Annotated in this window: 18 protein-coding genes and 1 riboswitch; of the genes, 3 read left to right on the top strand and 15 right to left on the bottom strand. The window is 54.1% G+C overall.

Going from position 1 to position 21697, the window contains the following annotated elements:
* Window positions 1–81 precede the first annotated feature (81 nt).
* The 8 genes from ABHF33_RS14515 to ABHF33_RS14480 all read right to left on the bottom strand — a co-directional run bounded on the left by ABHF33_RS14515 (window position 82) and on the right by ABHF33_RS14480 (window position 7025).
* Window positions 82–642 (bottom strand): sugar transferase, encoded by a 561-nt coding sequence (locus ABHF33_RS14515; RefSeq protein WP_348944613.1) that lies wholly within the window; start codon window positions 640–642, stop codon window positions 82–84.
* Between the two features lie 31 nt (window positions 643–673).
* The gene (locus ABHF33_RS14510) at window positions 674–1615 is read right to left on the bottom strand and encodes a UDP-glucose 4-epimerase family protein (RefSeq protein WP_348944612.1); all 942 of its coding nucleotides are present in this window, start codon (window positions 1613–1615) and stop codon (window positions 674–676) included.
* Window position 1616: 1 nt separating this feature from the next.
* The gene (locus ABHF33_RS14505; RefSeq protein WP_348946640.1) at window positions 1617–2480 is read right to left on the bottom strand and encodes a glycosyltransferase; all 864 of its coding nucleotides are present in this window, start codon (window positions 2478–2480) and stop codon (window positions 1617–1619) included.
* A gap of 112 nt (window positions 2481–2592) precedes the next feature.
* Window positions 2593–3141 carry a dTDP-4-dehydrorhamnose 3,5-epimerase gene (gene rfbC / locus ABHF33_RS14500; protein ID WP_348944611.1) on the bottom strand — a complete coding sequence of 183 codons (549 nt, stop codon included), beginning with the start codon at window positions 3139–3141 and terminating at the stop codon, window positions 2593–2595.
* Between the two features lie 2 nt (window positions 3142–3143).
* Window positions 3144–4028 carry a glucose-1-phosphate thymidylyltransferase RfbA gene (gene rfbA / locus ABHF33_RS14495; protein ID WP_348944610.1) on the bottom strand — a complete coding sequence of 295 codons (885 nt, stop codon included), beginning with the start codon at window positions 4026–4028 and terminating at the stop codon, window positions 3144–3146.
* A gap of 36 nt (window positions 4029–4064) precedes the next feature.
* Window positions 4065–4979 carry a dTDP-4-dehydrorhamnose reductase gene (rfbD, locus tag ABHF33_RS14490; protein WP_348944609.1) on the bottom strand — a complete coding sequence of 305 codons (915 nt, stop codon included), beginning with the start codon at window positions 4977–4979 and terminating at the stop codon, window positions 4065–4067.
* A gap of 2 nt (window positions 4980–4981) precedes the next feature.
* Complete coding sequence (gene rfbB / locus ABHF33_RS14485) at window positions 4982–6043, bottom strand: dTDP-glucose 4,6-dehydratase (protein WP_348944608.1); 1062 nt, start codon at window positions 6041–6043, stop codon at window positions 4982–4984.
* A 343-nt stretch (window positions 6044–6386) separates the two neighbouring features.
* Entirely contained in the window at window positions 6387–7025 is a 639-nt protein-coding gene (locus tag ABHF33_RS14480) for a protein-L-isoaspartate O-methyltransferase family protein (RefSeq protein WP_348944607.1), read from the bottom strand.
* 92 nt (window positions 7026–7117) lie between these two features.
* Window positions 7118–7220: riboswitch (TPP riboswitch) on the top strand.
* 112 nt (window positions 7221–7332) lie between these two features.
* Between ABHF33_RS14480 and thiC the strand changes: the two genes are divergently transcribed.
* Complete coding sequence (gene thiC, locus ABHF33_RS14475; protein ID WP_348944606.1) at window positions 7333–9246, top strand: phosphomethylpyrimidine synthase ThiC; 1914 nt, start codon at window positions 7333–7335, stop codon at window positions 9244–9246.
* 58 nt (window positions 9247–9304) lie between these two features.
* On the opposite strand, the gene galU is transcribed toward thiC, so the two are convergent.
* From galU to ABHF33_RS14450, 5 genes are all read right to left on the bottom strand, one after another.
* Window positions 9305–10180: a UTP--glucose-1-phosphate uridylyltransferase GalU gene (gene galU / locus ABHF33_RS14470; RefSeq protein WP_348946639.1), complete on the bottom strand. Its 876-nt coding sequence runs from the start codon at window positions 10178–10180 to the stop codon at window positions 9305–9307.
* A gap of 445 nt (window positions 10181–10625) precedes the next feature.
* Entirely contained in the window at window positions 10626–13103 is a 2478-nt protein-coding gene (gene ligA / locus ABHF33_RS14465) for an NAD-dependent DNA ligase LigA (RefSeq protein ID WP_348944605.1), read from the bottom strand.
* A 94-nt stretch (window positions 13104–13197) separates the two neighbouring features.
* Window positions 13198–14490 carry a cell division protein ZipA C-terminal FtsZ-binding domain-containing protein gene (locus ABHF33_RS14460; RefSeq protein ID WP_348944604.1) on the bottom strand — a complete coding sequence of 431 codons (1293 nt, stop codon included), beginning with the start codon at window positions 14488–14490 and terminating at the stop codon, window positions 13198–13200.
* Window positions 14491–14628: 138 nt separating this feature from the next.
* Window positions 14629–15723, bottom strand: a complete 1095-nt coding sequence (gene apbC / locus ABHF33_RS14455; RefSeq protein ID WP_232522610.1) for an iron-sulfur cluster carrier protein ApbC — start codon at window positions 15721–15723, stop codon at window positions 14629–14631.
* A gap of 188 nt (window positions 15724–15911) precedes the next feature.
* A complete protein-coding gene (locus tag ABHF33_RS14450; RefSeq protein WP_348944603.1) occupies window positions 15912–18158 on the bottom strand; it encodes a patatin-like phospholipase family protein in 2247 nt (748 codons plus the stop codon).
* A 76-nt stretch (window positions 18159–18234) separates the two neighbouring features.
* On the opposite strand from ABHF33_RS14450, the gene ABHF33_RS14445 reads away from it, so the two are divergent.
* Window positions 18235–18912 carry a glycerophosphodiester phosphodiesterase gene (locus ABHF33_RS14445; protein ID WP_348944602.1) on the top strand — a complete coding sequence of 226 codons (678 nt, stop codon included), beginning with the start codon at window positions 18235–18237 and terminating at the stop codon, window positions 18910–18912.
* A 31-nt stretch (window positions 18913–18943) separates the two neighbouring features.
* Here the strand turns inward: ABHF33_RS14445 and dut are convergent, their stop codons facing one another.
* On the bottom strand, window positions 18944–19399 hold the full coding sequence (gene dut / locus ABHF33_RS14440; RefSeq protein WP_198314638.1) for a dUTP diphosphatase: 456 nt from the start codon (window positions 19397–19399) through the stop codon (window positions 18944–18946).
* Window positions 19400–19478: 79 nt separating this feature from the next.
* The gene (coaBC, locus tag ABHF33_RS14435; RefSeq protein ID WP_432803987.1) at window positions 19479–20669 is read right to left on the bottom strand and encodes a bifunctional phosphopantothenoylcysteine decarboxylase/phosphopantothenate--cysteine ligase CoaBC; all 1191 of its coding nucleotides are present in this window, start codon (window positions 20667–20669) and stop codon (window positions 19479–19481) included.
* A 332-nt stretch (window positions 20670–21001) separates the two neighbouring features.
* On the opposite strand from coaBC, the gene radC reads away from it, so the two are divergent.
* A complete protein-coding gene (gene radC / locus ABHF33_RS14430) occupies window positions 21002–21676 on the top strand; it encodes a RadC family protein (protein WP_348944600.1) in 675 nt (224 codons plus the stop codon).
* The last annotated feature ends 21 nt before the right edge of the window (window positions 21677–21697 follow it).

The following is a 21697-nucleotide window of genomic DNA, read 5'->3' as shown; positions in this document are numbered from 1 at the left end:
AAACTTTTGCAATAACAACAAGGTGACTCTGCTAAAGCAATGAAATCGAGCAAAAGCGGCAATTTCCTGCAGCACATAAAATCAGTGTGAAACGCCTTCCCGCCGAAGCACTTTAAACAGGGTCATAAACAGAATTTTAATATCAAACCAGAGCGACTTTCTTTGCAGGTATTCTACATCGAATTGGACTTTCTTAGGGATTGGCAACTCATCACGGCCATTAATCTGTGCCCATCCGGTCAAACCTGGCAAAAGTTGATGAACGCCCGATGATGTTCGCAACTCAATCAGATCGATTTGATTGAATAATGCCGGTCTGGGGCCAACAAAACTCATCTGCCCAATTAATATGCACCATAATTGCGGTAATTCATCCAGACTAGATTTGCGCAAAAAGTTACCAATTGGCGTCAGATAACGATCCGGATTATCGAGCAGATGGGTGGCCAGAACAGGGGTATCAGTGAGCATGGTCCGAAACTTGGGCATCCGAAAAAGACGATTTCCCATACCAACACGATCTGACCAATACAATACCGGGCCCGAGGAGCTGGCTTTTACCCAGATGGCAATCACAATGATCGGCAGTACAAACAGGGCGAGTAAAACGGTTGCAAACGCAATGTCCAGTAAGCGCTTCATTGTGTAATCCAAATGGTGTTCATGCCGCCACTCACCGCTGTGATTGATAAAATTTGGCTGTTTCTTCCAACGCCTGCGCCATCGTAACCGGAGGATACCACTGCAATATCCGGCAAGTTTTATCGATATCAAGCAGCAGAGAGTCGCACAAACGGCTGGACATCTTCTTTTTGCCCAGCAAATAAGCCAGGCTCCTGAATAAACTCACTGGCACAGAAATCAATCGGGCAGGCACTTTCAAAGCAAATGCCAGACGGCTGATCAATTCTGGCGTAGAGAGATCATCGCCATCACTGACCAGAAAAACCTGATTTGCTGCCGCAGGATGATGCGCGCAGGTCCAAATCAAATCAAGCAGATTGTCCAGCGCGACAAAACTGCGTCGGTTGCTGATAGCGCCCAGTGGCAGCGGTATACCACGGATAATCGCCTTCATTAACAGATCAAAATTGGCCTTAACTCCAATACCATAGACGAGCGGCGGGCGAATGATCACCACCTGCATTCCGCTTGTTCTGGCCAATTCAAGCAAACCTTGCTCTGCTTCATATTTTGAAATGGCATAAGCATCTTCTGGTCTGGGCTGGTCATCGGCGCTAAACGGTAGACCATGGTGATTTTTTTCGCCATGTACCTTGATCGAGCTGATAAAGATAAAGCGACGTACTCCAGCCTGTGCCGCTTGTCGAGCCAGATTCAAAGTCCCTTCAACATTCACTTTTCTAAACTCGGCCAGTGGATTTGCAGTGTCATCAGCAAGCAGATGAACACGCGCAGCAGTATGAACAACGATGCCAATCCCCGGCAGCAATGCTTGCCAGTCGGTTTTCCCATCGATGGAAGGGATAATGGCAGTATCAGCGGCAGTTCGCCTTGCAACAGCACAATATGGCGCGCCCTGGCGTTTGAGCATGGCAATAAGGCCCTGACCGACAAATCCGGTCGCACCGGTCACTAAAAATTTATCTGACATATCAGCGAAGTAGCACGATAAATAAAATAAACCCGAGTCTATCCCGAAAGCGCCGTCGGCAATCGGTAACGGCCATGATTAGCCGTAACTTATTGAAAAAACCAATCTGATTAAGCCAATGAACAGGTGGCGCGCCAGCTAACCCGATCATATCGGCAATACATCGAATTTGCCTCAGATACCAGCCATCGCGCAACTTGCCTATTCGCTTGATCGCGGCACGAATTCCCTGATTAATTCCGACGACATTATTGGCATGCTGACGATAGTGCATCATGGGTTCTTGATCGATATGCCACAACAAACCCAGATTGCGAGCCCAGGCGTAAATCAGCCAGTCATGCAAGACAATATTTGTCGAAGCTACTTGCTCGACGTGCAAAAAAGCCTGCAACTGACATGCTACTTTGATCTGCAGCACATAGGTGCAACCAGGTCCGGCAGCCTCAAACAGATGGTCCCACTGTCTTTGAGGCTGCGCCTTGTTGATCAGCATTTTTCGCCCATCGGGCCAAAATGCCACGACATTACCTGAATAGATATCGGCACCAAGACGCTCTAGCGTGGCAGTGGCGCGCTTTAGTTTGCCGGGGAACCAAAGATCATCCTGATCAGCCAGGGCGACATAGTCAAAACCGGCCAACGGCACATCGCGGATCAAACGAAAGAAATTAGCCGCAGCGGTGCCAAATCCACCTGTGCGGCTCAAGACAACAATCTGCTCATGGTTGCAGGACTGTAAATATTCCCAAGTACCATCGGTTGATTCATCATCACTGATGAATAAGGTAACGGACAGATGCTCCTGCTGCAAAATCGAGTCAATCTGGGCTTTGACATAGGTTATGCCATTACACGTCGCCATCAACACTGCGACACGACACGTATTCAAGCCAAACTCCTTACACCATAATCAGCGAAAAGCATATTAGCAGCCGCAGCAATCGGTCTGCCCGCAAGACATCATGCTCATGGTTCTACTCAAAGGTATCGGCCGATTTAAATGCAACACCAACCTGGTCTTTGGCTGACAAGCTAGGCGCTGCAGCTAGCTCAGGCCAGGCAATAGCCAGATCCTGGTCATTCCACAGCAGACTGCGTTCATGCTCCGGAAACCAGTAATCTGTCGTTTTATACAGAAATTCGGCTACTTCGCTCACCACAACAAAGCCATGTGCAAACCCTTCCGGAACCCAGAGCTGGCGTTTGTTTTCCTCACTGAGCGTCACCCCCACCCACTGGCCAAATGTGGCTGAAGACTTGCGCAAATCCACCGCTACATCGAATACTTCGCCGCGCGTACAGCGCACCAGTTTGCCTTGCGGGTGTTGGATCTGATAGTGCAGGCCGCGCAAAACACCTTTGACCGATTTGCTGTGGTTGTCTTGTACAAATTCAACTTTACGACCAATCGCTTCTTCAAACTTGGCGTGGTTAAAACTCTCGTAAAAAAAGCCACGTTCATCGCCAAACACTTTAGGCTCGATGATTTTTACGTCGGGGATGGCGGTATCAATCACATTCATTCTTAAAACACCTTTTCCTGAATCATGCGCAGCAAATATTGGCCGTAGGCATTTTTCTTCAGCGGTTGCGCCAATTGCTCTACTTGCGCAGCGCCAATCCAGCCCTGGCGATAGGCAATTTCTTCCGGACAGCAGACTTTCAGCCCTTGGCGCGCTTCAATCGTCTGGATAAACTGGCTGGCTTCCAGCATGGATTCATGAGTGCCGGTATCGAGCCAGGCATAGCCACGGCCCATGGTTTGTACATCCAGCTGCCCCTGGGCGAGATACACACCGTTCACATCGGTGATTTCCAGCTCGCCACGCGGTGATGGTTTGATATTTTTAGCAATCTGAACGACGCTGTTGTCGTAGAAATACAGGCCGGTCACAGCATAATTCGATTTGGGTTTAAGCGGTTTTTCTTCGATCGACAAAGCTTTGCCACTCGCATCAAAGTCAACCACACCATAGCGCTCAGGATCATGCACATGGTAGGCAAATACGCTGGCCCCCTGCTCTTTGGCAGCGGCTTCTTTGAGCAATCCGGCAAATTCATGCCCGTAGAAAATATTATCCCCCAGCACCAGCGCTACATTGTCCTGACCGATGAAGTCTTCGCCGATGATAAATGCCTGCGCCAGGCCATCCGGGCTCGGTTGCACGGCGTATTGCAGCTTGATCCCCCACTGGCTGCCGTCGCCGAGCAATTGCTCGAAACGCGGCGTGTCTTGCGGAGTTGAGATGATCAGGATATCGCGAATCCCCGCGAGCAGCAGGGTGCTCAGCGGGTAGTAGATCATCGGTTTGTCGTAGATCGGCAGGAGTTGTTTCGAAACTGCGATCGTAGCGGGGTATAGGCGTGTGCCCGATCCACCCGCGAGAATAATGCCTTTACGATTGGCCATTGTGTGTGTCCTGAAATTGAAGTTGCGGCAGCGCATTTATCCTTGCTTGAGCAAGGTCATCACCTGATGCACGCCTGCTTGCCACATCGGCAAGCTCAAGCCAAATGCCGTCTGGATTTTTTGCGTATCTAAGCGCGAATTAGCAGGGCGTGGCGCGGGTACTGGGTAGTCGCTACTCGGAATCGCTTTAATATCATGACGAGCGATCTTGAGGGTATAGCCCTGCAGGGCAGCTATATCATTAACTAGCGAAGCATACCCATGCCAGCTGGTTTCTCCGCCGGCAACCAGGTGGTAAGTGCCGTAGGCAAATCCGGCTTGGTTGGCACAACGTAGATACTGCGCAATAATTTGCGCCGTCACATCGGCCAGCAGGCTGGCTGAGGTTGGCGCGCCAAACTGATCGGCCACCACGTTGAGTGCGTTACGCTGTTGCATCAGCCGCAGCATGGTTTTCAGAAAATTGCTGCCATGCGCGCCAAAGACCCAGCTGGTACGGAAAATCAGATGGCGCGGGTTGGCGGCCGCAACTGCCAGCTCGCCAGCCAGCTTGGTTTTGCCGTAGACCGACTGCGGATTGGGCGTGTCGGTTTCGCTGTACCAGCCGTCTTTGCAACCATCAAACACATAATCCGTCGAATAATGAACCAGCAAAGCGCCGATTTTAGCTGCTTCTTCGGCGAACACCAGTGGTGCAGTCGCGTTCAGCGCCGTGGCGAGCTCAACTTCGGATTCGGCTTTATCGACCGCAGTATGCGCGGCAGGGTTAACAATGATGTCGGGGCGAACGCGCTGCACGAGCTCACGAATGGCCTCTGGATTACTCAGATCACATTCTTCGCGATCAACCGCAATCACCTCGCCCAGTACCGCAAGGCTGCGTTGCAATTCAAACCCAACTTGCCCATTTTTACCCGTCACCAATATCTTGGGTATTGCCTGAGAGGCCATGATTAGACTCCGTACTGGGTTGATACCCACTCACGGTATGCACCGCTGGTGACGTTTTGCACCCAGCCTTGATTGGCCAAATACCATTCCACCGTTTTACGGATGCCCGATTCGAAGGTTTCGGCCGGTTTCCAGCCCAATTCCCGTTCAAGCTTGCGCGCATCAATCGCGTAGCGGCGATCATGGCCCGGGCGATCGGTTACATAAGTAATTTGCTCAGCGTAGCCTTGGCCATCAGTGCGCGGCTGCAATTGATCGAGCAGGCTGCAAATGGTCTTCACCACGTCCAGATTGGCTTTTTCATTCCAGCCACCGACGTTATACGTTTCACCTACTTTGCCCGCTTCCAATACGCGGCGGATTGCCGAGCAATGGTCTTTCACATACAGCCAATCACGAATCTGCTGGCCGTCGCCATAAATTGGCAATGGCTTGCCATTGAGCGCATTCAAAATCACTAGCGGAATCAGCTTCTCGGGAAAATGATATGGGCCGTAGTTATTTGAGCAATTGGTTGTCAATACTGGCAGGCCGTAGGTATGGTGCCAGGCGCGGACGAGGTGATCTGAAGCCGCTTTCGATGCCGAATACGGGCTATTGGGCTCGTAGGTGTTGGTTTCAGAAAACGGCGGGTCATCGGCCTCCAACGTGCCGTACACTTCATCGGTAGACACGTGCAAAAAGCGGAAAGCTGCTTTGTCATCGGCTGGCAGCTCATTCCAATAAGCGCGCACGCTTTCGAGTAGATTGAAAGTACCGACCACATTAGTCTGGATAAAATCACCGGGGCCATGAATCGAGCGATCGACATGCGATTCGGCCGCAAAATTGATCACCGCGCGTGGTTTGTGCTCAGCCAGCAAACGGCCCATCACGTCGCGATCACCAATATCGGCACGCACAAAAACATGCCGGGTATCGCCCTGCAGCCCTTGCAGGGTATCGAGGTTACCGGCATACGTCAGTTTATCGACATTGACCACGGCTTCATCCGTACCCGCCAGCCAGTCCAACACAAAATTGCCGCCGATAAATCCAGCGCCGCCTGTAACTAAAATTGTCATTTATAACGCATCCAATCAATATGTAACCATGCAAATCCGCTACGCTACTTCACCGTGGAGCCCGCTCTTGCATTACGCACAAGAGCAGCTAAATTTTGACGGCGATAACCTCATGCGGACAACACAGCCCAATTCAAATTCTCAAATCATTTCAAGCCCGACAGCTCAAACAAGATGCAGCTTGATAATTAACTTACATATCGCAAATACAAGCCGCACATTCTACCTAATCTGTATCAAATTCATACTCGATTAAAGGCAAAAACCCGCAAAAGCGCGGGTTTTGGATGATAAACATCAAGTCTGCCTGATAATGCCACGAGCATGCTCAAAGAGTGAGCAATTAAAAGGCAAATTGCAGTGTGCTCACACTGAAACGGGGTAGATTGTAATCAAAAACCTGCTTGGGATTGACTGCAGTTTTACCCTGGACAAATACCGTGGCATGCATTATTGGTTCTTGCCCCAAAATGGCGATCAGGCGGCCTTCAGCCGACAATTGCTGCATCAGATCTGCAGGCACTTCTTCAAATGAAGCCGCAGCAATAATTACATCAAATGGGCCCTGCTTGCTAGTCAGGGTTGCCCCTACTTCGATGCTTACATTTTTGATCCCTGCAGCCTTGAGCGCGGCATTGGTCAACTCGGCTTGCTTGGTGTCTGCCTCGATGACAACTACCTGCGCACAGAGGCCAGCCGCCAGTGCAGTCAGGTAAGCAGTGCCAGCACCAACGATCAGCACTTTATCAGTTTCTTTCAGTGCCACTTCCTGCAGCAAACGAGCTTCCACTTTCGGAGCCAGCATCAATTGACCATTACCCAGCGGCAACTCTACATCAACAAAAGCCAACTCTTTTTTGTCGGCAGGTACAAAGTCTTCACGGCGGGTATTGAGAACGCGCTCAAGAACTTTGGAGTCCAATACATTCCATGGGCGGATTTGTTGTTCTACCAGTAAATAACGTGCTTTTTCCCAATCCATGTTTGCGTCACCTCAAAGCTTGGCCGTTCTTGGCCTGTGTTAATCGAATATATCTTGCAATTATCCCACAACTCTTTTAATTTCACATTCATTCATATCGCTAGGGGTTCTGGCTACGTTGTTTTAGCCGGATGAGAAACACCCTTGGAACCTGATCCGGTTAATACCGGCGAAGGGAAGCGAGTGCGTTTCATCCCCCACTCTGTCTCCCCTCGTCCGTATTTCGATCCGATATTCCAGTGGCATATATCTACTTAATATATCCCCACTGCAAACCGAATGCGTAAATACCATTGGAGACCCTAAAATGAACGCCAAAGTCGAATTTCTAGCCACCGAAGCCGTGGTTGATTCTGCTGCCATCCAGCCGCTACCCAACTCTCGCAAAGTTTATGTCGAAGGCTCACGCCCCGACATCCAGGTGCCGATGCGTGAAATCAGCCAAGCCGACACCCCCACCATGTTTGGTGGCGAGCAAAATCCACCAATCTACGTCTATGACTGTTCGGGCGCGTACACCGATCCGAACGCAACCATCGACGTGCGTAAGGGCTTGGCTCCGATCCGCGCGGCATGGATTGCCGAGCGCGATGACACCGAGCAATTAGATGGCATGACCAGTGAATACGGTCGAGCCCGCGAAGCCGACAAGAGCCTGGATGATTTGCGTTTTGAATTGCAACGCAAACCGCGCAAAGCCAAAGCGGGCAAAAATGTGTCGCAAATGCATTACGCCCGCCAAGGCATCGTGACGCCGGAAATGGAATACGTGGCGATTCGCGAAAATCTGCAGCGCGAAAAATACACTGAAAGCCTGCTGGCGCTGGGCGAGAAAGGCAAAAAGCTCGCCAAAATGATGCTGTTCCAGCATCCGGGCCAAAATTATGGCGCGAATATTCCAGAGAAAATCACACCCGAATTCGTGCGCGATGAAATCGCCGCCGGTCGCGCGATCATTCCAAACAACATCAACCACCCCGAGTCCGAGCCAATGATCATTGGCCGCAATTTCCTGGTGAAAATCAACGGCAACATCGGCAACTCGGCAGTAACGTCAAGCATCACCGAAGAAGTCGACAAAATGACTTGGGGCATCCGCTGGGGCGCCGACACGATTATGGATTTGTCGACCGGTAAAAACATCCACGAAACGCGCGAATGGATTTTGCGCAATTCGCCAGTCCCAATCGGCACTGTACCTATTTACCAAGCTTTGGAAAAAGTTAACGGCAAAGCCGAAGATCTGACCTGGGAAATTTTCAAAGACACGCTAATCGAGCAAGCCGAGCAAGGCGTTGACTACTTCACGATTCACGCTGGCGTCTTGCTGCGCTATGTGCCGATGACGGCCAACCGCATGACTGGTATCGTGTCGCGCGGCGGCTCGATTATGGCCAAATGGTGCCTGGCGCATCACAAAGAAAACTTCTTGTACACGCATTTTGAAGAAATCTGCGAAATCATGAAAGCCTACGACGTCGCGTTCTCACTCGGCGATGGTCTGCGTCCTGGCTCGGTGTGGGATGCAAATGACGAAGCGCAATTGGGCGAACTCAAAACGCTTGGTGAATTGACGCAAATCGCGTGGAAACACGACGTACAAGTCATGATCGAAGGCCCGGGCCACGTGCCAATGCAATTGATCAAAGAGAATATGGATAAAGAGTTGGAATGGTGCCATGAAGCGCCGTTCTACACGCTCGGACCATTGACGACCGACATCGCGCCCGGTTACGACCACATCACTTCGGCGATTGGCGCGGCGCAAATCGGCTGGTACGGCACCGCGATGCTGTGCTATGTCACACCGAAAGAGCACTTGGGCTTGCCGAACAAAGCCGACGTGAAAGAAGGCATCATCACGTACAAACTGGCAGCCCACGCGGCCGACTTGGCCAAAGGTCATCCGGGTGCGCAAATTCGTGACAATGCCCTGTCGAAAGCGCGTTTTGAATTCCGCTGGGAAGATCAATTCAATATCGGCCTTGATCCAGACCGCGCACGTGAATTCCACGACGAAACGCTGCCAAAAGACAGCGCTAAAGTGGCGCACTTCTGCTCAATGTGCGGCCCGCACTTCTGCTCGATGAAAATCACACAGGATGTGCGCGAATTTGCCGAACAGCAAGGCATTGATGCGGAAGCGGCCTTGGCCAAAGGCATGGAAACCAAATCAATTGAATTTATCAAAGGCGGTGCCAAGCTCTACGACAAAGCCTGATCAAATCCAAGTCACACCCAAACAAAAGACCATCTTTCGGTGGTCTTTTTTCATTTCATTAGAATGCCTTGCAAAACTCTTTCATGTAGGCGGTGAAATCCGGGCCGACTTCGTGGTGTTTCAGGCCCAGCTCGACGGTGGCTTTCAGAAAGCCGATTTTGCTACCGCAGTCGTAGCGCGTGCCTTGCAGCTTGTGCGCCAAAATGTGTTGTTCTTGCATCAGGGCAAAAATGCCATCGGTCAGCTGAATCTCGCCGCCTTTACCCGGCTGGACGTTTTGCAGGTGATGGAAAACGCGTGGCGTCAGGATGTAGCGACCGACCACGGCCAGATTGGATGGGGCTTCCTCCGGCTTTGGTTTCTCGACAATATTACCCACGCGCAGGCGGCCCGCGTTTTCACTCACTTCTACAATACCATAGCTGCCGGTTTCTTCATGGGCGACTTCTTCTACCCCCAGTACCGAGCAGTGTGTGTCGCCAAACACGTCAACCATGCGCTTCATTTCCGACACACCATCGCCGTCGATCAGGTCATCGGCCAGAATGACCGCAAATGGCTCATCGCCCACCACAGGCTTGGCGCACAGCACCGCATGACCCAGACCCAGCGCTTCGGGCTGGCGGATGTAAATGCAGGTCACCGATTTGGGAATAATGCCGCGCAAGACCTCCAGTAGCTTGGTTTTCTGCTTGGCTTCCAGATCGGCCTCCAGCTCGCCGGCCTTATCAAAGTGATCTTCAATGCTGCGCTTATGGCGGCCAGTGATAAAAATCATCTCGGTAATGCCCGCCGCCAGCGCTTCTTCAACGGCGTACTGGATCAGCGGCTTGTCCACCACGGACATCATTTCTTTCGGGCTGGCTTTGGTCGCGGGCAGAAAACGCGTTCCCATCCCTGCAACGGGGAACACGGCTTTACGGATTTTTTGCATGGTATTTCCTTGAAGAGAGAGGGTATTGTCGAGTAAACCCAGACGCAAGGCTGCGCCCATTACCTGATCGGCCTGTTTGAGGTTGAGTATCTCGGGCCATTGGGAAACGGCAGAACGCCCCAACCCAAGCGCATCGGCTAGGCGGGTTTGGCTACCAAAAAGACGCAGTGCTTCAGATTTTTGCATACGCAGCATGTTCAATTAATTGGACACACAAGTCAATCGCAAAAATATAATTTAATTGTTTAAAATTTTAAACAACCCCAAAGCCTTATCTAGACAAACAAAACTCCGACATACTTGGCAAGGTATATCCCTGCAAAGCAAGTGAAAAAACAGCTACAGACCTATACCCACTCCAATAAATCTAGCCACCATGGTTACTCGTGCAAATGATCGCCGTGACCAAGCTCACAGCACAGACCACAGCAAGCACCAAATGGCCTTAGCCCAGCAAAGCGAGCAACTGCGCCTCATCCAGCACCGCAATGCCCAGCTCTTGCGCTTTATCTAGCTTGCTACCCGCCGCCTCACCTGCAACCACAAAGTTGGTTTTTTTCGAGACACTACCGGAAACTTTTCCCCCCGCCGCTTCAATCAGTGCTTTGGCTTCGTCCCGCCCCAGCGTGGGCAGCGTGCCGGTCAGCACCAGCGTTTTCCCAGCAAAAACGCCCTGCTCGGCGGCGCTGTCAGCCGGGATTTGTGCCAGCCAATCCAGACGCAACTGGTCAAGCTGCGCCAGCACGCCGGGGTTGGCGGCCAGCCAGCCGTGCAGCGATTGCGCCACCTCCAGCGGCAAGCCAGCGTCCTGCAGACGACCCAGACTAAACTCATGCACATCGGCCAGTTTGTCCAGGCTGGTACACAGCTGCGTGGCCCGTGTCAGCGTGAGCTTGGGGATGTCGAGCGCCGCCAGAATAGCAGGCAGGCTCAGGCGCTCGCGCAGCGCCGGATGCGGCGCGTGCTCGCCTTGCGGCTCGACACCACAGCTCAGCAATTGGGCAATCACCGTGCGGTTGTGCTCCTCAGCAAAAAAATCGGCAATTGCAACGGCAACTGTCGCCCCAATATCGGGCAACAGCCGCAATATTGCCGCAGGTGCTTGCTGGATTTTGGCCAGGCTGCCCAGGTAATCGGCCAATGTTTTGGCGGTCGATTCGCCAACATGGCGGATACCCAGTGCAAAGATCAGCCTCGCTAGCGGCGGTTTGCGGCTCGCTTCAATCGCGGCCAGCAGGTTTTCGGCCCATTTCGTCGTCACCTGCCCGGCTTTGACCGTTTCCGGCACCGTGCCATCTCTTTCATCAGCAAGGCGCTTCATTTCCAGAAAATCAGCCAGTGTCAGGCGGTATAAATCGGCCGGATTACGCACAAAATCATGCTCGACCAGCTCGTCGATATGGCGCTCCCCCAGCCCGTCGATGTCCATCATGCGGCGGCCAGCAAAGTGCTTCAGCGCTTCTTTGCGCTGCGCCGAGCAGAACAGCCCGCCAGTGCAGCGCACGCGTGCCTCATCGGGCTCGCGCACGGTTTTTGATCCGCATACCGGGCAAACCGGGTGCAACTCCAGAATCCGGTACGCCGGATATTGCGGCGTCTGCGCTGGCGAGAACAGATCACCCCCGGGAACGGCCTGCATCGGGCGGCGCTCGAGCACCACCGAAACCACTTCGGGAATCACATCGCCTGCACGACGAACAACGACGGTATCGCCGACGCGAACATCTTTGCGATCTATTTCATCCTGATTGTGCAGGGTGGCATTGGTGACCGTGACGCCACCGACGAAGACCGGCGCAAGTCGTGCGACTGGCGTGAGCGAGCCGGTACGCCCGACCTGAATGTCAATTGCCTCAACCACGGTCAGTGCCTCTTGCGCCGGGTATTTATGCGCCACCGCCCAGCGCGGCTCGCGCGTTCTGAACCCTAGCTCGGACTGAAGCGCCAGCGAATTGACCTTATAAACCACGCCATCAATATCAAACGGCAGCGTCTCGCGCAGCGCGGCCACCTTGGCATGGAACTCGGCTAAACCCGCACCACCTTTCAACACCGCACGCACATCGCAAACCGGAAAACCAAATTGTGCCAGTGCATCGAGAATACCCGAATGGGTATCGGGCTGCGCATCCCATCCAGCAACCTCGCCAAGACCATACCCATAGAAAGACAGCGGACGCTGCGCGGCGATATTCGGATCCAGCTGGCGCACCGCACCGGCGGCGGTGTTGCGCGGATTAACGAAGGTTTTTTCACCTTGACTGATCTGGCGCGCATTGAGCGCCTCGAAATCATCACGCCGCATATACACTTCGCCACGCACTTCGAGCACAGCGGGAAATTCTGCCAATGGCGCAGAAATCCCCCCTAGCCCCCCTTCGTTGAAGGGGGGAACTAAAGCAGGGGCATGAATATATTCAACAGCAGAACGCAGGCGCAACGGAATCTGCCCAATGGTGCGGATATTCTGCGTTACATCTTCGCCTGTTGCACCATCGCCCCGCGTTGCGGCCTGCACCAGCACGCCATTTTCATAGCGTAGATTAATTGCCAAGCCATCAAATTTCAGCTCGGCAGCGTACTCAATCGCCGGATCGGCGGCAGACAAACCCAGCTCTTTGCGCACGCTGGCATCAAATGCCAAAGCCCCCTGCTCGCTCACATCCGTCTCGGTGCGAATCGACAACATCGGCACCACATGCGTCACTGGCGCAAACTGCGGCAGCGGTTTACCACCTACGCGCAAGGTGGGCGAATCCGGACTTAACAGCTCAGGATCCGCCTGCTCGATGGCCTGCAGCTCGCGAAACAGGCGATCGTACTCGGCATCGGGCACACTGGACGCATCGAGCACATAGTATTCATGCGCATAGCGATTGAGTTGTTCGCGCAATGTGGCGGCTTGCAAAGCTAAATCGGTCATCACTTTTTCCACAAACTTTCTATAAATTCTACAAATACAAACGCCGCTTCAAAGAAGCGGCGTTGTTAAACACCCGTAACTATCGTTGCTCCAATCAGGCAAACAAGCGCAGCGCGGCCACTGAACCGGGCGCAATACCGCGATCGTCCATGCTGGCGTACAGCTCGGCCAGCTGACGACGGATATTGGCCAGGCTTTTGGCGTTCAGCGGCTTGCCATTGTCATCAACCAGCTCCAGCGCCAGCGCTTGCGACAGACTTTGGGCAAATTCGGTCAGGTAATCAAAGACGGCAATCCCGCCCGCCACGCGCGGCACGTCAAATAGCAAGGTCAGGCCTTTCGAGGTGGCCATCAGTGGCGTTTGATCCTGATTGGCCAGCACAAACAGGGTTTTACCCGAATCGCTGCGATACTGGAAAGTGCCATCATTGGCGCGCACCATACCGGCGTTTTCGGCGTGCAGGCGCACTTTTTCCATCGGAATCGGCCGCGCCCCCGCCGGAATATTCAAGCCAATCAGCACATCGACCGAGGCACAGAAATCATCAAGCTCGCGTGCAGCAGCCAGCTTGGCCGAGCGTTGCGGGAATGTAACAACCGCTTCGTGCTCATCGGCAAATTGCTGCACCCCCATACAGAAGGCGTTGAGCGACTCCTGCGTTAGCGCGCCCTGGCGATCAGCCAGCTGCATGCCCACCCGCAGCTCCAGATAGCGATTGCGGCTGGTTGAATTAACGGTTTCCCATTGATCGAGCTGATTCAAACCAATTATCTGCACGCGTTTGGTCGCCGGAAACGGCGGCACATCGGCAGCAGCGATGGCCTGACCGGCGTGAACTTCGGCAATAAAATCCAGCGCCGGGTCGATCAGGCTGGTGACCAGCACATCTTCTTCGGCATCATCAAAGCTGCGCACAGGCGCACTGGCTGGGGCGGCAGTAAAGTCGCTCACTGGCGCAGCCACCTCAGGGGTATAAGCCGCAGGTGCTTCTACTGACTGGGCTGGTGACACATACGTTGGGCGGTATGATGGCGGCAAATCCGGCACATCGTCCGGCATGTCTTCGTCATAGCGCACGGGTGTGGGGGTGTACTTCGGTACATCGTATTCGGGCTCGCTCAGAACTGGCGGCTGGAGCGGCTCGGCTTCACGCTCGTCCTGCGGCAGGGCTGGCGTATCGAGCACCGGCTCCAGTCGTTGCGGATCACCCTTGCGAACCAGATTTTTCGGGGTATTGATCAGCACATCGTCCTGATTGCGCCGATTGTTCGCGAAGGCTTTATTGGCCTGTTTTTTGTACCGGTATTCCTGCCACTGGTTGTAGGCAAATACCGCGCCAACAAATGCGCCGGCGATGATTAGCGCACCTAGTTGCGTGTCGGTCATCGTGTTTAATCTCTACTCGTCTTATGACTCAATGCAGCTTGAGTTGTTCTTTTACGGCCTTGCTACCCAAGGCGCTCCCCACAAGGATACCAGACTTGCGGGCCTTGTTGCCCACCGAGCGCCTTACTGGAGCAGAAATTATGTATTCTGAATGACGATTTTCGGGAATTTATTGCTGAAATCCTGCGATTTGGCCGCCACTTTCACCGCTACCTTGCGCGCTATCGCCTTGTAAATGGCGGCAATTTCGCCATCGGGCTCGGCAACCACACTCGGCTGGCCAGCATCCGCATTTAGCCGGATCGACAAATCCAGCGGCAGCTTGCCGATCAGCTCGGTGCCATATTCAGCGCCCATTTTCTCGCCGCCACCTTCGCCAAAAATCGGCTCGATATGACCGCAATTACTGCAGACATGCATGCTCATGTTTTCGACAATTCCCAAAATCGGCACGCCAACCTTTTCAAACATTTTCAGTCCTTTGCGCGCGTCAAGCAAAGCAATATCCTGTGGCGTCGTCACAATCACCGCGCCGGTGACGGGCACTTTCTGTGACAAAGTGAGCTGGATGTCGCCCGTACCCGGCGGCAGATCGATCACCAGATAATCGAGCTCGCCCCACAGCGTATCGTTCAGCAACTGGGTCAAAGCTTGCGTCACCATCGGGCCGCGCCAGACCATGGGCTGTTCCGGGTCGATCAGAAAGCCGATCGACATATTGAGCACACCGTATTTTTCAATCGGTTTAATGTATTTATTGTCGATGGACTCGGGGCGCTCATCCGCCACTCCCATCATCGTCGGCTGGCTAGGGCCGTAAATATCGGCATCGAGCAAACCGACTTTTGCACCTTCAGCGGCCAGCGCCAGCGCCAGATTGGCTGATGTAGTTGACTTGCCCACCCCGCCCTTGCCCGACGCAACGGCAATAATATTCTTGATGCCCTTTTGCAGCGGCATACCACGGGCGACCGAGTGCGCCACAATCTGGCTACTGACATTGACCTTCACTTCTTCAACGCCATCAAGCACCTGCAGCGCTTGCACCAGCTGCTGCTCGCGGGCGGCAAACTGGCTTTGCGCGGGATAACCCAGCACCAGATCAAGCTCGACCCGCCCCTGCTCCTGGCGCAAATTTTTGATGTTTTTGCTCGACAGATAATCCTTGCCCGTATCCGGATCGATCAAAGTAGCCAGTGTCTGGCGGATGGCATCCAATTGGGTCTCACTCACGGTCTCGTTTCCTGTGCTTGCTGCTGCAGGCGCTCGCCCCAGCAATCGGTCGAATAATTTCATATGATCACTTCGTTGACTGTGCGGCGACCCTATCAGCCAGGTAACGCGCTACAGCTTTGCATTAATGTCCTGCCATATGGGGGCAAGTGGCAAAAATGCAATCTATGCATTGATCTTCTCACGCCTTAAAACTGCTTACCCAGCATAAAGTAGGCGCTCCACATCGCGTTATCGCCATAGGCCATACCCAGATAAATCGGCCCCAGAAAGCTATCGTATGCCAGATAGGCCGCGGCGGATGAGCGCCAGCGCTTTTCGTCGTAGGCATTGAGCTGCTCAAACAGGTGCGCGCCTTCCAGCGCCAGCCCCCAGTAGCTTTTGGGCAACAGGCTGGTTGGCTGGTAATACTGCAAGGAGGCATACAGAAAACGGTTGGCCAGCAGCTCCTGATAGCGGTAGCTCGACATATTCAGAAAGCCACCCAGCCAGCGAATATCGACAAAATCGGGTGCCTCGCCGACTTGTTCCTGCGCACGCACAGTGAGAACGCCAGCCCCCGAGGCCAGCTTGCGTGCGGTTCTGAATTCGCCGCCGAGGCGGAAATAATGATTGATGTCGCTGCCGTTTTTCACCGACAGATAGGCATTCAGATTGAGATACTCGCCATCGCTAGGAAAGAAATAATTATCCAGCTGGTCATAAAACAGGCTGGCATGTACGCCCAGATCTCTGGCCGAACCACCATCAAATAGCGGAATGCCGATATTTTCCTTAAGCTTGTACAAATTGAGCACCGGCCCCAGACGTGCCTCACCATACTTGGTCAGCGTCGAACCTAAATCAACCCCCGCCGTAAGTCGCCGGTATTCATAATCACCAAATTGCTTGCCATCCAGCCACAGCGACAAAGGCTCGGTTTTGTAGCTAACATACGGCGCAATAAAAGCCAGCCCATCCAGATGCAAGGGCTGGTAAAACTCGCTGCGGATTTCTTCGGTCGTCCCTACCCGCGCCAGCGTTTTCCATTCCGCGCCCAGCGAATTGATCCAGGTGCGCCGGTACATTGCGCTAATCGTCCATGGCGTTGAGCCGCGAAAATCGGTACCCACTCCGATGCCGAAATTCAGATAATTGGGCCCCCAGGATTTCTCAATCGGCAGGATATGCAGCTCATCATCTCCTCCTTTGCGGTGCAGCTCGTAATCGAGCTGGCTAAAGTCCCCGCGCGCATACACCGTGGCCAGATTTTTATGAAACTCGGGCAAATCCAGCGGCTCGCCGGTTTTGACTTCCAGCGCATTTTCAAGCACCGCCGGGTTCACCTGATTCGGGTTTTTCACTTCTACACTGGCAATCGCGCGGCTTTGCAGATGCCGCCCAAGCCGGTTTTGTGACCAGCTGGCAAACTGCCCGGCAGACACTGCGTAACGCTGCAGCTGCGGCAAAGCGACCAGCGCGGCCAGCTCGCCGGCCTTGATCATTTCGGCCGATTTTTTGAAATCACTGGACGACATGGAGCCCAGCTGCGGCGAAATCAGTACATCATCGGCCGTCAGCGAATCAAGCTGCGGTTTGACGTTTTGCACCATCATCAGCCGGGTGTACTGATCGGCCACCGAGAAAATACTATTTAGCTCCTCACGCTTGAGCGGCTCGGCACCCACATCAATCGCAATCACCACGTCTGCGCAGGTTTGCCGCGCCACATCAATCGGCATATTGCGCACCAGGCCACCATCAACCAGGACGTAATCCTTGCTATTCACCGCCGGAAATACGCCAGGCACTGCCATACTGGCGCGCATGGCGGTCACAATATCGCCATCCTCAAACACCACCATCTGGCCTGTCACCAGATCGGTCGCCACGGCACGGTACTGCACTGGCAGATCGTCAAAATGCCGGACTGTCCCCGCATAAGTCAGCTCACGCAGGAAAAATTCGATTTTCTGCGTGCTGATTGCCGCATTGGGCAGCTTGATACTCAAATCATCACCCAGGCCAAGCTCCAGACCGATCAGGCCCAGTGCATCGTCATTTTTTTTGCGGTAGGAATTAATCTGGCGCGGCAGGCTGGATGAGAGCAGATCGTCCCAGTTGGCGGCCTGAATCCGCTGCGTCATCTCTTCACTGCTACGCCCCGCGGCATAAGCCGCCCCCACCAGCGAGCCAATACTAGTGCCCACAACGCAATCGACAGGAATCCGGTTTTCTTCCAACACCTTGAGCACGCCGATATGGGCAAAGCCACGTGCCCCGCCCCCACCCAGCACCAGCCCGATGCGTGGCCGGGCTTGATCGCCTGCCGGGCGCGCCGCCACTGTGGCAGCGGCCGACGATGCAGACGTCTGCACAGCGGCAGACGATGCTACACTGGCGCCCAGCACGCTCAGGCTCAATAGGAAAGACACCATAATTTGGCGAGTGATCATCAATTTGATTCCTGCTCAAGGCAGTTAATAACAAGTTTAATCTGGCAATGCGCCATCGAATTCGAGTGTACCCAACATGCATTACATTGCACACCGCGGCTGGACCCGCAATCACCCCGAAAACACACTTGCAGCTTTTGGCGAGGCCTGGGCCGCAGGGATGGTGGGTTTTGAAACCGATATCCGTTGTGATCGTGATGGCGTGGCCATTCTGTTTCACGATCGTTGTGCGGCCGATGGACAATTGGTCAAAGCACTAACGCACGCCCAGCTGTGCGACATACAAGGCTATCCGGTTCCGACGCTAAGCGAAGCACTGGCGGCCTTTCCCACAGCATTCTGGAATCTGGAACTCAAATCGGCGGACTGCTTGGATGCGACCCGCGCGGTACTGGAAGCGCAAGCACAGCCATTTAAAGGGCTGATCAGCTCCTTCCATCATCAGCTGATTTTGACTATCGCACGCGATACCCAGCTGCCCTGCGCGTTGCTACTGGCCAACTCACCGGTGCGCACAATCAATCTGTACACCATGCTGGCCACCGTACCGCGCCCGGTCGGGGTGGGTCTGGTGTTTGATTACGAGATCGCCTCGGGCGAGCAAATTGCTGAGCTGACGCGCCAACAAGTGCCGTGCTGGGTGTACGGCCTGCAGCACGCCGACGAATATGCCACCGCACTGACCTGGCCGCTGGCGGGGCTGATTTGCGATCACCCCGAACATGTGCCGGGGCTGAAAGCCAGAACAGCTTAAGTTCAAAGGGGCTAAACAGCCCCTTTGCAGCTTAGTGCTTGCCGGTGCTACCAAAACCGCCTTCGCCGCGATCCGACTCGGCAAATTCATCCACAATATTAAACGCCACCTGCACCACCGGCACGATCACCAGTTGTGCAATGCGTTCCAGCGGTTGAATCGTAAAGCTGGCATTGCCGCGATTCCATACCGACACAAACAGCTGGCCCTGATAATCCGAATCGATCAGGCCAACCAGGTTACCCAGTACGATGCCGTGCTTGTGGCCCAGACCCGAGCGCGGCAGGATCATCGCCGCCAGTGTCGGATCTTCCAGATGAATCGCCATGCCGGTGGGCACCAGCGTCGTGGCACCGGGTGCCAGCTCGATTGGCGCATCCAGACACGCACGCAAGTCCAGCCCCGCCGCACCGGGCGTGGCATAGGCTGGCAGATTATCTTTCAGGCGGGCATCGAGGATTTTTACATCCATGGTTTTCTTGCTCATATCATTTCCTTTATGGGTATATCTCTGTAGGTAATATCGGGACTGCCTTTCAGGGCAATACCCCTTAGCTATCACGCCATCAATCTTTCTTCACGCTAGGATAAAGCCGGGCAATATGCGCCATCAGTTTGCGCGCAATATCGATTTTCGGCGCGCTGTGCAGCCGCGTTTCGCCGTGATCGTCAAGCAGCACCACTTCATTGGTGTCCGCGCCAAAGGCGTTTTGCACCAGATTGGCCACCAGCAGCGGCAGCTTTTTGCGCAGGCGTTTGGCTTCGGCGTATTCGAGCAGGTTCTCCGACTCGGCAGCAAAGCCGACACAGAATGGCGGATTCGGGCGCGATGATACGCCAGCCAGAATATCGGGGTTGGGCGCTAATTCCAGCGTCAGAATATGCGCGTCTTTTTTGATTTTCTGCTCAGATGGATTAAGCACATAGTAATCAGCCACCGCCGCCACGCCGATGAAAATATCGCTGGCAGCCACTTCGGCTTCAACCGCCGCCAGCATTTGCTGCGCTGATTGCACATTGATGCGGCGCGCGCCAATCGGCGTCGGCAAGGCGGTTTCGCCCGACACCAACACCACCTCGGCACCGGCTTCATACGCCGCGCGTGCAATCGCGTAGCCCATTTTGCCGCTGCTGGTATTGGTAATCCCGCGCACCGCGTCGATACGCTCGAAAGTCGGGCCTGCCGTAATCAGCACGCGACGGCCTTTCAATACCTTGGGCTGCAAAGCTGCTTCAAGGTGATCGAAAATGTCTGCCGCTTCGAGCATGCGCCCATCGCCCACTTCACCACAGGCCTGCTCGCCATTGCCGGGGCCAAAAATGCTCACGCCATCGGCTTGCAATTGCGCGATATTGCGCTGATTGGGCGGGTTTTCCCACATCTGGCGATTCATTGCTGGCGCTACATACAGCGGGCAATCGCGCGCCGCCACCAGCGTCGAGAGCAGATCATCGCACTGCCCATGTGCCACTTTGGCCAGAAAATCGGCCGATGCGGGCGCCACCAGCACCGCGGCCGCGCCGCGTGTTAAATCGATATGCGGCATATTATTGGGCCGCCGCGCATCCCACTGATCGGTGTAAACGATATTGCCGCTCAGCGCCTGAAACGTCACCGTGCCGACAAAATGTGTCGCCGCCTCGCTCATCACCACATGCACGTCGTAACCGGCCTTGACCAGCAGCCGGGTTAATTCGGCCGATTTATACGCCGCCACACCGCCGGTAATGCCCAGCACGATTTTTTTCTGATTAATTGCGCTCACAGCTTGCGCGCCTCTGCTAGAAAGAATGGCCGTAGTTTACAGAAAAAGAACTAGGTTCTGTTGACGTTAGTTTTACGGTCGCGCTGGAGCGATTTTTTTGACGAATCAAGGCATTGACTGCGCTGCATAGTCATTCTATGTAAGCAGTCAATAACGCAGAGTCGTCACAAAAAGCGCCCAGCCCTCCGGGTTTGGCTGTTTTTGGCCTGAAACTGCGTTGCAAAACCTTCACATAGAATGGCTATGCGTCAGGTTTCACGCCTTGTTTCAGGCCAAAACCAGCACAAACGCGATTCGTAAAACTAACGTTAACAGAACCTTATATGTCGATTACTGATTGGCCTGCCGACGAGCGCCCGCGCGAGAAATTACTCGCCCATGGCGCAGTGTCGCTCTCGGATGCCGAATTGCTGGCAATTTTTCTGCGTGTTGGTCTGCCCGGCAAATCGGCAGTCGATCTGGCGCGTGAATTGCTCGGGCATTTCGGCTCGCTCGAAGCACTATTTGCCGCCAACCTGCGCGATTTTGACGCCATTAGCGGCATAGGCGCGGCCAAATATGCGCAGCTACAAGCGGTACTGGAAATGAGCCGCCGCGCGCTGGCCGAGCAACTGAAAGCACGCGATTCATTTGAAAACCCCACCGCGGTGCGGGATTTCTTGCGCTTGCGTTTGCGCGGCATTCGCCATGAAGAATTTCACGCGCTGTATCTCGACACCGGCTACCGGTTGATCGCCGCCGAAACCTTATTCAAAGGCACGTTAAACGAGACGCGCGTTTACCCGCGCGAGCTAGCCAAACACGCGATTGCGCACAATGCCGCCGCCATTATCGTCGCGCACAATCACCCCAGCGGCAGCGCCGAGCCCTCCAGCGCCGATATTTTGCTGACCCGCCAGCTGCAACACGGGCTGGAGTTACTCGATATTAAATTGCTCGACCATTTTATCGTTGCCGCCCATCAGGTCGTATCGCTGGCCGAGCTGGGGCACCTGTAAAAGCGGTCATTCACGCCGATA

Source organism: Chitinibacter sp. FCG-7, from assembly GCF_040047665.1.
GTDB lineage: Bacteria > Pseudomonadota > Gammaproteobacteria > Burkholderiales > Chitinibacteraceae > Chitinibacter > Chitinibacter mangrovi.
Note: the sequence above shows the minus strand (reverse complement) of the source record. Positions and strands in the feature narration are given on the sequence as shown.